Here is a 1,086-nt window from a genome sequence, read left to right on the forward strand (position 1 = left end):
CAGGATGTCGCGGGTTCAAATCCCGCTGTCCCGACCGAAAAGGCCTGCTCCCGCTTGGGATTGGCGCCTTCCCAGTTTGAAGCAGAAGACCGCTATGGTAACGATGGGTAACGATGGGTAACGATGACCGCAGACCTAGGCCACAATGCCGTCGCCACTGCTCATCGGATACAAATCGGGTACATGCCGGCCGACCGGCGGCCCACGTACATAAAGTCATGCTGCGAAGATCGACTCGGAACGCTTGCAGACATATCTCAACATCCATCGCACGGACATAGGCCGAGGCACCAAAGCCTCCGCCACAATCGCCGCCGTGGAGGGCGTGTTCCTCATTCTCGCCGCCTGGACCGCACAGCTACCATGGCCATGGTTGACTTGGGTACTTATCGTATTGGCAAGCGCGGTCACGGCGTATTCGGCAAAATCCGCTATCATGGCTTGGAAGAACGGCTACAATGCCGAGAAAATGTACCGGGAGTTGGAGCATATGGCGGGAACGGAGAAATACAGCAGTCTGATTGCCATCAGCAACGGCAACAAGTACCTCCTGTACCACGACGCCGGCTGGGATTGCGACTTCTTTCCGAACCATGCGACCAACGAACTCGAATCGGAGAACGTCAGGCTGCTGACCGACTACCTGTCCGACGGCTTCGAGATCCCGAAGAGCGATTTCTCCCTTACGCGCGTGACGGGAACGACTCGGGAAAAGTACTCCACCGAGCATGACGAGACCCGCGTCTACCACTACACGCTCTACCGCGCGAACATCAAGCACATGCCCGATGCGTGGAAGGCGGACAGGTTCCACGTGGATTCCAAGGACTGCCGGTGGATGACCACCGACGAGATGCTCGCCGACCCGCGCATCCGGCAAGTCAACCGGGACGTGGTCACCATCGTACGAGACAACGCCTAACGGGCACCGATCGAAAGGCACCCGAACCGCTTTCCGCAACAACCACCCTCGCCTCCGGCATCGTCGCCCTCGTCACGCCCGCACTCGTGCAGGCGTTCAAGAAGCACGTCCCCGCCGACTACGTGGGACTGACCAGCCTCGGCGTGAGCATCCTGCTCGGCGTC

At 59.6% G+C, this 1,086-nt stretch carries 1 protein-coding gene; it reads left to right on the forward strand.

Features of this window, described 5'->3' with window-relative positions:
- Positions 1–436: 436 nt before the first annotated feature.
- Positions 437–922: a hypothetical protein gene (locus AC1AZA_RS11390; RefSeq protein ID WP_476514765.1), complete on the forward strand. Its 486-nt coding sequence runs from the start codon at positions 437–439 to the stop codon at positions 920–922.
- Positions 923–1,086 lie beyond the last annotated feature (164 nt).

It is taken from the genome of Bifidobacterium sp. LH_389 (assembly GCF_056357235.1).